Genomic DNA, 12,183 nt, shown 5'->3' on the forward strand with positions numbered 1-12,183 from the left:
TATGACCCAAGATAGCGAACGCTGCCCCTGGTGCGGCACCGACCCACTCTACGTGCACTACCACGACACCGTCTGGGGCCGCCCGGAGTACGATGACCAGGCGCTGTTTGAAAAGCTGTGCCTGGACGGCCAGCAGGCAGGTTTAAGCTGGATCACCATCCTGCGAAAGCAACAGAGCTATCGCGACGCTTATGCCAACTTTGATCCGGAAACCGTCGCCCGCTTTACCGAGCAAGACCAGCAACGCCTGCTGCAGAACCCGGGCATCATCCGTAATCGACTGAAAGTACGTTCGGTGATCAACAATGCCCGACGCTACCTTGAACTGCAGGAACAGGGCATTGGCTTTTCCTCGTTTCTCTGGCAGTTCGTTGACCACCAGCCAATCCAGAACACCTGGCAGCGATTCGAGGAAGTTCCGGCGGTTACCAAAGAATCCGAGGCCATGTCCAGGGCCCTGAAAAAAGCCGGCTTCACCTTTGTTGGCCCGACCATCGTCTACGCCTTCATGCAGGCCACGGGCATGGTGAATGATCATCTGGTTCAATGCCCGGCCTATCAAGCCTGCTTTGAGATGTCACAATGATCTTACCGGAGCGCTTGCACGTAAATCCCTGGGTAACACCACTTCGGGAGCCAGTCCGTGCGCATCACCCTCAACCAACTCAGGAATCTCGAGCAGCCGGTTATTGAACTGCTTGAGATTATTTCACTGGAAGGCCAGCATTATATGGCCAGACTGCACGGGCCAGATGGCTTGATGCTGTTGTCTGACGACAAAGGTAAAACACGCCTGTTTCGCAGCGCCTGGCAACTGCAGGACACCCTGAGCGATCTGGACGTGCGTGAGACCCAGATTGTTCACCCGTCCGCCTACCATGAAATGGTGGGTATGGAGCCAACAGAAATTGAACCCATGCGGATACAGGTTCAGAGGCAACGGTCGTGATTGCAGTTGCCCGTCTCGCCATCCTGGTCGGCATTGCCGGCCTGATACCGTTTCTTGCCGGAACCGCCGGGCTGTTTGCGATGCCGGGGAAAAGCATCATCATTCTGAGCTGGTTCTACGCCTACAGTGCTGGCATTCTCGCCTTCATGGCAGGCATCTACTGGACTATCGCCCTGCAACTGGAGAACCGCTCCTATCCCCAGTCGCCACTGGTGTCGATGTTACTGAGCCAACTGTTTTTCGTCGCCGCCGGCGTCGGCCTGTTGTTGCAAACACCCCACAAGATTGCCCTATACACCTTCGCCTACCTGCTGCTCTACATTGTCGATGCTCGCTGGATGCGGCCGTACTGGCCGGTATGGTATCTGCGACTGCGTCTGGTGCTGACCACCGTTGTGCTCGCCTGCCAGGTGACCGTCGGCGTATGGTTCTATCTTAACCACGGTGCCTGATATCAGGCACCGTGGTTCGGCTCCGAAAACCACTGTTGCAGTTTCTTTAATGCGGTCTTCTCTATCTGGCGTACCCGCTCGCGGCTGATGCCCAACTGATCCGACAGGGTTTGCAGTGTCTCCGGTTCGGATACGCCCAGCCCGTAACGTCGGGACAGAATATCCCTCTCCCGCTCAGTCAACTCCCCCATCATGGCCTGCAGGGTAACCTGCCGGTCCCGCTGCCGCAGTGGGTGGTCCGGCGACATGGCTTCACCACTGGCCAGGCTGTCGCCGAGGGTAATGGAACCGTCTTCAAGCAAAGGCACATCGGTGGACACTTCCCGGGCTGCCAGTGCTCTCAGTTCGCCGATACGCGAGGGTGAGGCTTCCATGGCTTCGGCCAGTTCGGTCTGGGATGGCGTGCGCCCCAAGTCCTGATGTAACCGCATGGAAGTTTTCTGGAGCTGGCGTATTTCCTCAACGACGTTCTCCGGTGTGTGCACTACCCGCACGCCACGTTGCAGGCAACGGCGCACCTCCTCGCTGATCCACCAGTAAGCATAGGTTGAAAAGCGGAACCCCTTACCCGGGTCGTAACGTTCAACCGCCTTGATCAACCCCACGTTGGCGTCCTGGATCAGGTCAGACATGGGGATACCGTGCTGGCTGTAACGGCGGGCTATGTGTACCGCCAACCTCAGGTTGCACTGAATCAGCCGGCGCCGACAGGCCATGGCCAGGTGATAGGCCCGTCGACAGCGGCTGGAGAAGGCGCAGGCGTCCCCCAGGCTACCGACTACTTCACGAAGGGTTTGTGGTGTGTCTGCGGGCAAGCAAAGTTCCTGGCTGATCACCCGCAAGCTGCGAATCAGCTGGCGCGCCAGGCGGCGCTCCGCGGCATCGCTGAGAAGTTCATGTCGGGACGCATCCCTGAAGTACAACCCTACCAGGGAATCCCTTTCACCATCGTGGGGAAGAGTCGGAGACGGTCCCTGCCGATCATGTATCTGCATTGGCTAAGGTACCCGTTGAAACTTTGTCGAATATACGGTGCGGTCGTGCGCGCAGATTGCCCTGGAAGGGGTGGAAAACCGAGACAAACGAGCGGGGAAGTGAGGAGATCGGTCACGCCCGGCCATGTTACTTGCCCGGTGAAAACACCAGGCAAAACGGCCGACCGGGCGCCCGATCAGGAGGCAAGACGTCCTCCATTACCCACCGGCAAAGCGACCGGTTTCGCCAGCGGGTAATTCTTCAGGTGGTTGAAGCTGCCACAATGGCGTACTCGTGATTGTGGGGTTCAATCAGAGCACCGTGCAGGGCCACAATCGCCTGGTTGTAGTGGTCTTCCTCAATCACAAACTGAATATCCACCTGTCGCATGCACTGGTGAATCGCCAGAACGCTGATGTCTTGGTCGGCCAGCGATTTCACTGATCGCGCCAGGATACCCGGCACCTTCATATCACTGCCGATGGCAGACACCAGGGCCACTTTACGGGTACTGATCTCGGCATTGGGGAACTCTTCCTCCAGCGCCTTGACCACACGTTTCACATGCTTAAGCGTGGTGTCCACATAGTGAGTGATGGTGTTGGCATTGGTGTCCTTGGACATGAAGCGCACTTTGAAGCGATTCAGCACATCCAGAATACGGCGGTCGGAACCTGGCTCGCCCTGCATGTCCTGATCGAACACTTCGATGGCGAACACGCCCTTGGCGCCGGCCACGATTTCCACCTGCGGCTTTTCACTGACGTAGTCGCCGGTGATCAGTGTACCGGTGTGCTCCGGCTCGAAGGTATTCATCACCCGCAGCGGAATCTCATTCTGGCGCAGGCCCTTACCGGCACGGGGGTGGATGGCTTCCATCCCGAGGTTGGCCAACTGGTCGGCGACGTCGTAGTTGGTGCGCCCCAGGGGCACCACTTTCTCTTCGCCCACGATATTGGGGTCGGCGGAACTCAGGTGATATTCCTTGTGAATAATCGCTTCACGGGCATTGGTGATCACCGCCACCCGGCTGAAGGTCATTTCACTGTAGCCCCGGTCAAAGGTGCGCATCAGGCCTTCCTTGCACTGGGCGTAACCGGTCACTATTGGCAGTTCGCGAGTCAGATCAACGTTGTCGAATGCCTGTTTGAGCTTCTCGTCCAGTGGCAGCAATTCACTGTCGCGCCAGCCAGTCAGGTCCACGAAACGGGCGTTGATACCTTCCTGCTGCAGCTTCAGTGCCGTATTGAAGGCACTGTGAGCTTCGCCGATACCGGCAAGCATTTCCCGAACCGTCAACAGGTGCTCTTCCAGCTGGAACTGGCCATAGGAACACAGGCGCTGGAGATCGATCAGGCAACCGCGAACCCCTTCAATGCGGTCGGTGATGAACTGATCCGCCTGCTGCTTGAGCATCGGGTCTTCGAACAGTTCGCCGTTGATGTCGGTTAGAAACTGGATCAGTTTGGTGAGGTCGTCACCCCAGGCCCAGTCCGATTCGGCATCGGCAAACAGGGCATAGACGCCCGGTTCACCGGTTTTCTTGTGTTCCAGCAGCTCGTTGGTCACGCCACCGTAGGCGGAGACCACGAAAATACGCTGATAGAGGTCGCTCTTCTTGCGCTTGGCAATGATGATATTGTCGCGAACGGCCTCATAGTTACTCATGGACGTGCCGCCGATCTTTTCGACGGTGTGTTGTGCCGTAGTCATGTTGTCGCCTTTGCTATCCTGCGGAATGTTAGTGTGGGATCGCGGGCGTCTTACGACGCCTCGCTGACACCTTCCTGCATGATTTCATCAACACTCTCGGCCAGGATGCTCACACCCAGGCGCAGATCGTCCTCACTGGTGGTCAGTGGCATCAGGCACTTGATCACTTCGTCGTTCGGACCACTGGTCTCGATGATCAGGCCTTTCTGGAACGCACGCTTGGTGATCGGGCCAGTCAGGTCCGCATGTTTGGCTTCAATACCACGCATCAGGCCACGGCCTTTCACCCGGAACTCACCCGGATACTTGTCGCAGATAGCCTGCAGGGCATCACCCAGCACCTTGGTCTTGGCTTTTACCTCCTTAGCGAAGGCGTCGTCCTTCCAGTAGGTTTCAACGGCAGCACGGGCAGTCACGAAAGCCATGTTGTTGCCACGGAAGGTACCGTTGTGCTCACCGGATTCCCACACGTCCAGCTCCGGCTTGAACAGCACCAGCGCCATCGGCAGGCCGTAGCCACTCAGAGACTTGGACACGGTTACAATATCCGGCTTGATGCCGGCAAACTCAAAGCTGAAGAACTCACCGGTACGGCCGTTACCGGCCTGGATATCGTCCACAATCAGCAGGATGTCGTGCTTCTTGCACAGCTCGGAAAGACCTTTCAGCCACTCGGCACGGGCAGCGTTCAGGCCACCTTCACCCTGAACCGCCTCAACAATGACTGCAGCCGGCAGTTCAACACCCGAAGAACTGTCTGACAGCACTTTGTCCATGATGGTCAGGGTGTCAACGTCTTCACCCAGGTAGCCGTCGTAGAACATGAAGTCTACATGGCCAAGGGGAATGCCAACGCCGCCCCGGTGATGTTCGTTACCAGTGGCCGCGACCGCACCGGTGGTCACACCGTGAAAGCCATTGGTAAAGGAAATGATGTTGGTGCGCCCCTTCACCTTACGCGCCAGCTTCATCGCCGCTTCCACACAGTTGGTGCCGGTGGGGCCGGTGAACTGCATCTTGTAGTCCAGGCCACGGGGATCAAGGATGTACTTTTTATACGCTTCCATGAAATCGTGCTTGGCGGTGGTGAACAGGTCCAGCCCCTGGCTCACGCCGTCTGCCTCGATGTACTCAAGCAGCGCTTTCTTCAGGATGTCGTTGTTGTGGCCATAGTTCAGGGAGCCGGCACCGGCCAGGAAGTCCAGGTATTGCTTGCCGTCCTCGGTGTACAGATGCGCGTTCTTGGCGCGGTTGAAAATCACCGGGAAGGCACGGGAATAAACGCGTACTTCAGATTCAGTGGACTTGAAAATTTCCATTGTCTTGCCTCTTAGCATGTCAGGTTCGAGGTAAATGCGCGGGGCGCCTGCTGGTAAAACGTGTCGGTCGCAACAGGCCCGCCGTGCGTTGATGTCAGCCCTTTGGCAGGCCCACCCCGGGTGGCCTGCCGGCTGTTTCAGATTCGCGAACGGCGATTCACTGACTGTGAATCAGGGCTCTCAGACAGGTTTCGTGAAAGGCCCAATGCGCAGCAAGAACTCGGAATCGTGCTTGCCACCAAAGTGGGTCTCTTTCTCGAAGTGCTCGTGATAGGTGAGCTCGGCTCCCAGATCACGGGCAAATGAGCGGAACAGCGCCCAGGAGGCCTCGTTGTCTTCGGTAATCGTGGTTTCCAGATGCGTGACGTTCGTGCACGCTTCGCGACCCACGATTTCCTTCAGCATCCGCTTGGCGAGGCCTTGGCCACGACCTTTCTCGTGAACCGCCACCTGCCAGACAAACACGGTCTCGGGCTGTTGGGGAGGGATGTATCCGGAGATAAAGCCGACCAGATCGCCTTCCTTCTCCGCGGCCACGCCGGTCTCGGCAAAGTGGCTGCACTGCAACAGGTTGCAGTAAATCGAGTTGGGGTCCAGCGGCGGGCATTCCGCTACCAGCTGATGGAGCCTGTAGCCATCATCCTTTGTCGGTTTGCGCAAGGTGATGGCGGTGGTATTCGATCCTTCTGATGTCATAACGTGATCAATTCGCTTCAAAAGTTAGAGTTGAATTATATAGACCACAAAATATATTTCAAGTCGCCCCCAACAGCTACCCGGAGCTACCGGAGTTCGATTCTTTCAGAATAGACCGAATTGAAGCATTCGCCAGTGACAGACTGGTTACGGAATGGAAGGAAAAACCACATTGCGAGGATCAAGGCCGGTGCCACCGACCAAACGGCTCCGATAGGACACTGCCGCAGGCGAGCCTTCCGGCCAGAGCCGGTCAAACTGCGACAGCCAGGCATTCACATCGTAAGCCACAGGCATCAGGGAAACGTGCAACCCAGGCCGCGCCAAGCCTGCCACAGGCTCAGAGAAGGGGCTTGTAAAGCCAATGCGGGTTATCAGACCGCGTGAGTCAGAGCTGAGGTTACCCATACCTGCCGCGCCGTTATTGGTCACCAGACAAGGGCGGCCATCTACGTCGCCAGACCAAAGCACCGGCAGGCAGGTGTGAGTGCTCGCGATCACATCGGCACCGGTGGCGCGAAACCAACTTGCCAACTGCCGGTTGTTACCGGCGGCGAAAGCTTCATGCGACAACCCCCAACCGGCCAGCGACTCAGGGTCGCCATGCAACACCAAAATCTTTAGGCCTCCAAATATCAGGCAGCGGTATCTTGGCAATAGCGAAAGTTTCTTTTGGATATCGGGGTGTTGATCCGCCAGTGCCTGCAGGCGTTCCATCATCTGGTTCGAACGCGCCACCACAGCATGATCCACGTATTCCGGGTAGGCACAACCGCAGCCCGCTCCGGCGTTGGGAAGCGATAGCTCATAATCCACATTGCCCAGAATCGCGGTATGATCCAGAACCCGGCTGTTGATCTCGCGGAACAGGGTGTTGTTGGCGTTGAACCAGTTGAAATCGCCGTTGAACACCAATTTAACCCGGTGGCCATGGCGCTCCTCTGCCCGCACCATGGATTCGATTTCATCCAGGGCAAAGGGGTTGCCGTATAGCCCGCCAACAACATACAGCACGCTTTCCGATACGTGGATGGGCTCCCGACAAAGCTCTTCCGGCCGGTAGCGGTAAGCCAGCGGGCAGTTGCGCCCTTCTTTATCAGTCATTGCCTGCCCCCTCCCGTTTTATCATGCGCCCTCAGCAACCACAGACTTTCCGGCCAGGCGGCGCAGCAGCAAAGGCAGGAAGAAACACGCCGTACAGATCAGAAAGCCGTAGGCATTCACCCCCAGCAACATGGCGTAGGCACCGTCACCAATCGCCCAGCTGGAGGGAATCAGGCCCGCCGCCAGCAGAACACCCAGCCCCAGCCCGGTCCAGAAACTGAGGTGAAAGCTCCAGGGCGACCACTGGGTAAAGCCATAGAACAGGAACACCGGCGCCAGGCCCATCACCATGGTGCCCGAGATGGTCGTGGCCTTGAGGATGTCGGTTCCGGCGAACATGGGCAGGTTGCCAAGAAACGCGAACACCACCATCACCACCGCACCCACTCGCATACTTGGCAGTTTGTCCTTGGCGCGACGAGCCAAGCGGGGCAGATCCACCGCCAGGGACTTGGCCAGGGAGGTGAAGGTGGAATCAAGGGTCGAGCCTGCAGAGGTCATCATCACCACGCTCATAAAGAACAGCGCCGCCAGACCAAGGGATTGACCAACCGCCGCTGGCGCATTGCCCATGGCTTCGATGCCATTGAGGCGCGCGTGCACGCCCACCAGACTAAAGATAAACACCGCCACAAACCCCAGCAAGCCAGCCACCACGAAGCTCTTGAGCATGGTCTTTTCCTTGTTCACAAAGCCCCGGTCAGTCAGCACCGGATCATGGAACGGGTAACTGAACAGCTGCAGCAAAGCCACCAGCAACAGATCGAAGCCGGCGTTCAGGCGGAACTCGCCATTGGTCAGCAGCGCGCTCGTGTCGTTGGCCGGAATAATCAGGAACAACACCGCGCCCACAAAGAACACGAACACGAAGGCCTGAATCACATCGGTGAAAATCGACGACCGAAGCCCGCCTTTCAGGCTGTAAGCCAGGGTAAAAACGGTAAACAGCATCGCCGCAGCGTAGTATTCCCACTCACCGGGCAAGCCGAAATAACCGCCCACCACCGCGGTGTTACTCCACACTTCGTTATACAACCGGATCAGAATCGCCGCCGCAAACGCCAGCGCTGCGAACCGACCAAACCGGGAGGTCAAAAAATCCTGCAGGCTCCTGGCCCCGGTCTGAGTGCGGATCAGATAGATAACGTAACCCGCCACCGGAATCGACAACCAGTAACTGGCGTAGGCCAGGCCACCGACCACGCCATAAGCGGCGCCGAGGTTGGCGGCGTTGGTCACCGATTTGGCAAAGATCCAGCTGATAAAGATACTCGCCGTGAGCGACCACTGGCCCACCGGGTTGCCGTGGTCATCCGCGCCTTTGTAGAACGAATTGGCGTTCTTGCTCTTGGGCGACAGCACGTACATAACCACGCCGTACACCAGCAGAAATCCCCAAAACAGGGAGGCTTCAGTAAAGTTCATTTTTTTATTCCATTGTTTTGGTGCAGGTCATTGAGCGGTGGAGGGGGTTCCAAAACGAAAATCGTGGATTTTCTAATGGTTTTGGAACCCCCTCCACCGCTCAACGCCCCCGACATCGATAACGGCTTTCCGGTAAACCACCGGTATTCAACAAGGCCGTTGGGGTTGGGGGATGCCCTCCAAAACCATTAAAAAATCCACGATTTTTGTTTTGGAGGGCATCCCCCAACCCCAACAGCCGTAACTCCAAAGCTCCAGAACCCCAGAACTCCGAAACGAGACATCAACCAGGCGCCGAACAACTAGCCCCAAACCGGTAACAGGAGAAACACCGGTGATGCCGCAACATAATCCGCTCGTCCATGCTCTCGGCCAGCGTGCCGCCCAGATCGTACTGCGGATCGTCATCCACCAGCGTGCAGGCATACACCCGAACCTGATCTCCCTTCTTCACCAGCATGCGCGTGTAGGTGCACATGAAGTGGGAACGGGCCTCTTTGGTCGGGTACTTCTCCATGCACGTCTCGGTAATCTCCGGGCTGCCGTCTTCAGATCCCGGCGTGCCCAGGTCCGGAAACGCGGTGAACGCCAGGTTCTCCGGAATGTTCCACTGACGGAAAATCTCACGGAACGCGGCTTCCACCTCCACCGGGTTTTCGCCGGGGTCGGTCTGTCGGGCGATAGACACTTTGAAGCCCTGGTCGATCAGCCACCGGATACCCTCCAGCGCTTGGTCAAAGCTGCCTTCGCCGCGATCTTTGTCATGTCGGGCACGATCCGGGAAGTCCAGGCTGACCCGAAAATGAATCGGGTAGGGGTTGTCCAACAGCGGCAACACCTGGTGTTGCCGTTTATGCAATGGCTCGGTGGCGTTGGTCAGCACAAAACAGGGCCGGTGCTGGCTGGCGTAATCCAGAATATTCACGAAATCCCGGATCACGAACGGCTCTCCGCCGGTGAAAGAAAACTGCTCCACGCCCATGTCGATGGCTTCGTGGATGAACGGCTTTACATCGCTGAGCTTCATGCCCGGAATGCGGCCATCACCGGGATGGGAACCCTCCAGGCAAAAGGGGCAGGCCAGGTTGCAGGCGGTGCCTGTGTGTATCCACAGTTCTTTGAGCTTGTCCGCGTCGATGTAACCCCGGGGGTCGCCGTTGCGGGTGTGGGTCCAGCTGTCTCGCGCCCGGGGTTCCAGGACTTCCACAGCCGGAATGCGTTTACTGCGGGCCGGTCTCGTTAAAGTCAGGGGCATAGATGCTCCTCGGTCGTTCAGTTTCGTGAGGCCACAGGCACGGGCGAAGTCGGTTTGTTACCAACATCGCCCGATATGTCTCTCAGCCCGTGGTCACTTCTTTATTCTTTTCCTGCCGGACTCTGGCTTTGCCACGGCGCCAGCCATGAAGCTTTTCCAGCAGCCTCAGAATACCCTCGGGCGCATGGGCGCGCTTCCATTCACCCGCCGCGTACTTGGCTGACTCGTTCCAGGTCGGGTACGGGTGAATGGTGCCCAGAATCTTGTTCAACCCCAGGCCATGTTTCATCGCCAGCGTGAACTCGGCAAGAATTTCCCCGGCGTGGGCACCCACCACCACGGCACCCAGAATCTTGTCTTTGCCCGGTGGCGTCAGCACTTTGATGAAGCCGTAGTCTTCGCTCTCGGCGATGGCCCGGTCCAGATCATCCAGGCCATAGCGGGTGACCTCGTAAGCAACACCTTGCTCCTGCGCCTCGGCTTCACTTAAACCAACCCGCGCCACTTCCGGTGAAGTAAACGTCACCCAGGGCATGACCCGGTAATCCACCTTGAACCGCTTGAACTGGCCAAACAGCCCGTTCACTGCCGCGTACCAGGCCTGATGGGCCGCTGCATGGGTGAACTGATACGGGCCAGCCACGTCGCCGCAGGCAAACACATTGGGATACCGCAAACTCATGTCGTCTTCCACTGGCACGGTGCCGTTGGGCAATGTGTCTACACCAATCCTTTCCAGATTCAAGCCGGAGGTATTCGCTGCGCGCCCCACCGCCACCAACACCTGATCAAAGGGAATCCGGATCTTCTCGCCTTCATAATCGCAATAAGCGACCTTCTCTCCATTCTCTATACGGAACTCGGCGGCGGAATGTTTCAATCGGACGTCAATTCCGTCAGATTCAAACTGTTTGAGCACCAATTCAGAGACATCAGCATCTTCTTTGGCCAACAATCGCTCGCCTTTCTCCACCTGGGTCACCCGGCAGCCAAGCCTGGCAAACGCGTGCGCCAGCTCCGAGCCGATGGGGCCGCCGCCCAGCACCAGTAGGCGTTGCGGTTGCTCCTCCAGTTCCCACAAATTATCGGAGGTCAGTGGCTGCATGTCGTTCAGGCCGGGTATGGGCGGTACAGCAGGTTTGCCGCCGGTCGCCACAATGATACTGCGGGCGGTCAGGCGTTCGGTGCGGCCGTCGTTATGCTTGACCTCCAGCTCCCAAGGCGACACAAAACTCGCCTCGCCGGAAATACAGTCCACGCCCAGCTTCCGGTAGCGCTCAGGGGAATCGTGAGGCTCCACTTTCGCGATAACATCTTTGACCCGGTTCATGATATTTTTGAACGAGCCTTTAACGGGCACCGATTCCAGTCCGTAACGGTTGGCATGACGCATAGTGTCCGCTGCCTTGGCACTGCGGATCAGGGCCTTGGAAGGGACGCAGCCGGTATTCAGGCAGTCGCCACCCATCTTGTGCTTTTCGATCAGCGCCACCTTGGCTCTCACTGCGGCGGCAATGTAGGCAGAGACCAGACCGGCAGAGCCACCGCCAACGACCAGCAGGTTGTAGTCAAAATGCTCCGGCTTCTGCCATCCGGCATAGACTTTGCGGCGGCGGATGAAACCCACCACAAACTTGGCGATCAGCGGGAACAACCCCAGCAGGGCAAAGGACAACAGTAAGTTGGCCGAGAGAATATCACCGGTGGACTGGATCTGACCCAACTGGGTGCCTGCATTCACGTACACAAAGGTGCCAGGCAACATGGCAATCCAGCTCACCAGGGCATAGGTGCGCAGCTTCATGGCGGTCAGGCCCATAGCCAGGTTGATCAGGAAGAAGGGGAACACCGGCACCAGGCGCAGGGTGGCCAGATAGAAAGCGCCGTCTTTCTCAATGCCGCGGTCCATTTTGGCCACTGTTTCCGCGTAGCGCTTGCGCAGGGTATCCCGCATCAGGAACCGGGCAACCAGAAAGGCCAGGGATGCGCCCACGGTCGACGCTATGGAGACCGCCGCCAAACCGTAGAGGTTGCCGAAGAAGGCACCACCGGCCAAGGTCATGATGGTGGCGCCGGGCAGGGATAGGGCGGTCACGACTACATAGATAACCGCATAACCGGTGACGGCCAGTATCAGATTCTGGTCAATCCACTGCCCGATGGCACTCTGGTGCGACTGGAGGTTTTCCAGAGTAAGAAGTTTGTGGCCATCGAATCCGAGAAAGATCCCCACGATGGCGGCAATAATCAGAAGAAGTAAAAGCTTGCTGCGATTCATATCCATGCCTGTAAGAA

The 12,183-nt window shown here is 57.7% G+C and carries 11 protein-coding genes; 3 read left to right on the forward strand and 8 right to left on the reverse strand.

Annotated features, from left to right (window positions below; translation table 11 throughout):
* The first annotated feature begins 1 nt into the window (after nt 1).
* From ASQ50_RS10110 to ASQ50_RS10120, 3 genes are read left to right on the forward strand one after another with little or no spacing between them, the layout of a single operon-like run.
* Nucleotides 2–586 (forward strand): DNA-3-methyladenine glycosylase I, encoded by a 585-nt coding sequence (locus ASQ50_RS10110; RefSeq protein ID WP_058092856.1) that lies wholly within the window; start codon nt 2–4, stop codon nt 584–586.
* A 57-nt stretch (nt 587–643) separates the two neighbouring features.
* Nucleotides 644–949, forward strand: a complete 306-nt coding sequence (locus ASQ50_RS10115) for a DUF6482 family protein (protein WP_058092857.1) — start codon at nt 644–646, stop codon at nt 947–949.
* Nucleotides 946–1,401 carry a DUF3429 domain-containing protein gene (locus ASQ50_RS10120; protein ID WP_058092858.1) on the forward strand — a complete coding sequence of 152 codons (456 nt, stop codon included), beginning with the start codon at nt 946–948 and terminating at the stop codon, nt 1,399–1,401. Before ASQ50_RS10115 ends, ASQ50_RS10120 begins: the two co-directional genes overlap by 4 nt.
* Nucleotides 1,402–1,403: 2 nt before the next feature.
* Here ASQ50_RS10120 and ASQ50_RS10125 read toward each other — a convergent pair whose 3' ends face one another.
* The 8 genes from ASQ50_RS10125 to ASQ50_RS10160 all read right to left on the reverse strand — a co-directional run bounded on the left by ASQ50_RS10125 (nt 1,404) and on the right by ASQ50_RS10160 (nt 12,166).
* On the reverse strand, nt 1,404–2,396 hold the full coding sequence (locus ASQ50_RS10125) for an RNA polymerase sigma factor RpoD/SigA (protein WP_058092859.1): 993 nt from the start codon (nt 2,394–2,396) through the stop codon (nt 1,404–1,406).
* 241 nt (nt 2,397–2,637) lie between these two features.
* Entirely contained in the window at nt 2,638–4,089 is a 1,452-nt protein-coding gene (locus tag ASQ50_RS10130) for an aspartate kinase (RefSeq protein ID WP_058092860.1), read from the reverse strand.
* 50 nt (nt 4,090–4,139) lie between these two features.
* Nucleotides 4,140–5,408, reverse strand: a complete 1,269-nt coding sequence (gene ectB, locus ASQ50_RS10135) for a diaminobutyrate--2-oxoglutarate transaminase (protein WP_058092861.1) — start codon at nt 5,406–5,408, stop codon at nt 4,140–4,142.
* A gap of 180 nt (nt 5,409–5,588) precedes the next feature.
* On the reverse strand, nt 5,589–6,104 hold the full coding sequence (gene ectA, locus ASQ50_RS10140; RefSeq protein ID WP_058092862.1) for a diaminobutyrate acetyltransferase: 516 nt from the start codon (nt 6,102–6,104) through the stop codon (nt 5,589–5,591).
* A gap of 147 nt (nt 6,105–6,251) precedes the next feature.
* Complete coding sequence (locus ASQ50_RS10145) at nt 6,252–7,208, reverse strand: hypothetical protein (protein ID WP_058092863.1); 957 nt, start codon at nt 7,206–7,208, stop codon at nt 6,252–6,254.
* 21 nt (nt 7,209–7,229) lie between these two features.
* Complete coding sequence (locus ASQ50_RS10150) at nt 7,230–8,633, reverse strand: sodium:solute symporter family transporter (RefSeq protein ID WP_058092864.1); 1,404 nt, start codon at nt 8,631–8,633, stop codon at nt 7,230–7,232.
* 283 nt (nt 8,634–8,916) lie between these two features.
* A complete protein-coding gene (locus tag ASQ50_RS10155; RefSeq protein WP_058092865.1) occupies nt 8,917–9,888 on the reverse strand; it encodes a radical SAM protein in 972 nt (323 codons plus the stop codon).
* Between the two features lie 82 nt (nt 9,889–9,970).
* Complete coding sequence (locus tag ASQ50_RS10160; RefSeq protein WP_058092866.1) at nt 9,971–12,166, reverse strand: FAD-dependent oxidoreductase; 2,196 nt, start codon at nt 12,164–12,166, stop codon at nt 9,971–9,973.
* Between the last annotated feature and the right edge of the window lie 17 nt (nt 12,167–12,183).

The organism is Marinobacter sp. LQ44 (genome assembly GCF_001447155.2).
Taxonomy (GTDB): domain Bacteria; phylum Pseudomonadota; class Gammaproteobacteria; order Pseudomonadales; family Oleiphilaceae; genus Marinobacter.

Coding starts and splice junctions, on each gene's coding strand:
- ASQ50_RS10125 (WP_058092859.1), bottom strand. CDS start 2,396: ATGCAGATACATGATCGGCAGGGACCGTCTCCGACTCTTCCCCACGAT.
- ASQ50_RS10145 (WP_058092863.1), bottom strand. CDS start 7,208: ATGACTGATAAAGAAGGGCGCAACTGCCCGCTGGCTTACCGCTACCGG.
- ASQ50_RS10160 (WP_058092866.1), bottom strand. CDS start 12,166: ATGAATCGCAGCAAGCTTTTACTTCTTCTGATTATTGCCGCCATCGTG.
- ASQ50_RS10155 (WP_058092865.1), bottom strand. CDS start 9,888: ATGCCCCTGACTTTAACGAGACCGGCCCGCAGTAAACGCATTCCGGCT.
- ASQ50_RS10130 (WP_058092860.1), bottom strand. CDS start 4,089: ATGACTACGGCACAACACACCGTCGAAAAGATCGGCGGCACGTCCATG.
- ectB (WP_058092861.1), bottom strand. CDS start 5,408: ATGGAAATTTTCAAGTCCACTGAATCTGAAGTACGCGTTTATTCCCGT.
- ectA (WP_058092862.1), bottom strand. CDS start 6,104: ATGACATCAGAAGGATCGAATACCACCGCCATCACCTTGCGCAAACCG.
- ASQ50_RS10150 (WP_058092864.1), bottom strand. CDS start 8,633: ATGAACTTTACTGAAGCCTCCCTGTTTTGGGGATTTCTGCTGGTGTAC.
- ASQ50_RS10110 (WP_058092856.1), top strand. CDS start 2: ATGACCCAAGATAGCGAACGCTGCCCCTGGTGCGGCACCGACCCACTC.